Source organism: Erythrobacter sp. (genome assembly GCF_036351135.1).
GTDB lineage: Bacteria > Pseudomonadota > Alphaproteobacteria > Sphingomonadales > Sphingomonadaceae > Erythrobacter.
Genome location: NZ_JAZBON010000014.1, coordinates 1 through 2,165 on the forward strand (window position 1 = coordinate 1; position 2,165 = coordinate 2,165).

A 2,165-nucleotide genomic window follows, 5' to 3' on the forward strand; every position below is an offset into this window, starting at 1 on the left:
ACGCTCACCGACATTGCGCGCACCATGCCCCGGCGCGGACGGCTGATGGTCCACCTTGCGAGCGACAATCCCGCGCTGGTCGAAGGGATCGCCGCCGCCTACCGCAAGGCCGGGCGCAACCCGGTCGAGGCGGAGGATGCCTTCTACGGCCCGGCCGAAGCCATCGCCGCGATCCGCGACCTTTATCCGGGTGTGTGGGCGTTCAACCCCGACGCGGCGCGGCAATGCACCGCCGGTTACATCGCGCAAGGGTGGTCGGGCTTCCTCCCGGAGAGCTGCAAGGGCCGCACCATGCTGATTGCGCTCGGCGAACAGGCGCTGCTGTGGGGCTGGCCCAACCGGCTGATCGCGCGGATGGGTGCGCACGGCGGGCGGATCGTGATCGAGGGGCCGCAGGCGAGCGCGGCGGGCCCGATCGCGGGCGTGACCCTGCCCGAACAGCTCACCCAGATCCCCGCGAGCTTCAACGGCTATATCTGGTCGGGCGACGCCTTCACGACGCTGCCGGCGCTCATCACCCGCTTCGACGATCGCACGCAGGAAGAGATCGACGCATCGCAAGCCGCGCTCGAACGCCGCCGCGCCTCTCAATGAGGGTTCCCCGCGGGCGCGCGATGCACTAACGGGGCGGCCTTATGTCTGACCAAAAGCGCGACCTGAAAGACACGGTCTTCCTGCCGAAGACCGATTTCCCCATGAAAGCCGGCCTTCCCCAGAAGGAGCCGGGCATCCAGGCGCGCTGGGCGGAGATCGACCTCTACGCGAAACTGCGCGAGGCGAGGGCTGGCCGCGAGAAGTTCATCCTGCACGACGGCCCGCCCTACGCCAATGGCGAGATGCATATCGGCCACGCGCTGAACCACATCCTGAAGGACATGGTGGTGCGTTCGCAGAGCCTGATGGGCAAGGACGCGCCATACGTCCCCGGCTGGGACTGCCACGGCCTGCCGATCGAATGGAAGGTCGAGGAACAGTACCGCAAGAAGAAGCTCAACAAGGACGATGTTCCGCGCAGCGAATTCCGCGCCGAATGCCGCGCCTATGCGCAAGCCTGGGTCGACGTGCAGCGCGGGCAATTGAAGCGGCTCGGCCTTTTGGGCGATTGGGACAATCCCTACCTCACGATGGATTTCGAGGCCGAAGGCACCATCGTCGCCGAGCTGATGAAATTCGCGGAGGCCGGAAACCTCTACCGCGGCGCGAAGCCGGTGATGTGGTCGCCGGTCGAAAAGACCGCGCTGGCCGAGGCGGAGGTCGAATACGAGGACATCACCTCGACCCAGATCGACGTGGCGTTCGAGATTGTCGAATCGCCGATCCCCGAACTGGTCGGCGCCCACGCGGTGATCTGGACGACGACGCCGTGGACGATCCCGGTGAACCAGGCTTTGGCTTACGGGCCGGAGGTTGAGTATGTTCTGGTCGAATATGAACGACCAGCGCATAATCGGCAGGACGATGAGCCGGGGATCGAAGATCGTACGTACTACAGTCGGACGAAGACATATCGCATTCTTCTTGCTCGCGAGCTGATTTCAGCTTTTTTTGAGCGGGCGGAAAAGTCATACGACGTTTTGGCTCCTCGCGGCGCTTACAAGCTCCTGTGGCAAGGCAAGGGGTCTGACCTCGCGGGCACATTAGTTGCGCACCCGATGGCGCGTCGCCTTGATGCTTGGGTCAAGAATACAAGCGCGGGAAGCGATTGTGAGAACTGGCCTGGTGCAGCTTCGCGCTGGTCAGAATCGCAGCTTGCCAATGTTGAATTTTTCTCTCGGCTCCGCCCGCTGCTCCCCGGCGACTTCGTCACCACCGACTCTGGCACCGGCCTCGTCCACATGGCGCCCGATCATGGCGAGGACGACTTCGACCTGTGCAAATCGGCAGGCATCCACCCCGTCTTCGCGGTGATGGATGACGGGCGCTACCGCGACGACTGGCCATGGCTCGGCGCGGGCAATCTCGATGCGGAGGGCAAGGAACGCCGCCGCGCGGTCATCAACGCCAATTTCAACGCGCCCGACGGGCCGATCTGCTCGGACCTCAGGCAGGCGGGTGCGCTGCTTTCGGCCTCGGCGGACTACCACCACTCCTACCCCCATTCCTGGCGCTCCAAGGCGAAGGTGATCTATCGCTGCACGCCGCAATGGTTCGTGCCGATGGACAAG

At 64.5% G+C, this 2,165-nt stretch carries 2 protein-coding genes; both read left to right on the plus strand.

The window, feature by feature from the left end:
- On the plus strand, nt 1-594 hold a 594-nt coding region (locus tag V2I30_RS04375), incomplete at its 5' end, for a hypothetical protein (protein WP_330660861.1).
- A gap of 41 nt (nt 595-635) precedes the next feature.
- On the plus strand, nt 636-2,165 hold a 1,530-nt coding region (locus tag V2I30_RS04380; RefSeq protein ID WP_330660862.1), incomplete at its 3' end, for a class I tRNA ligase family protein.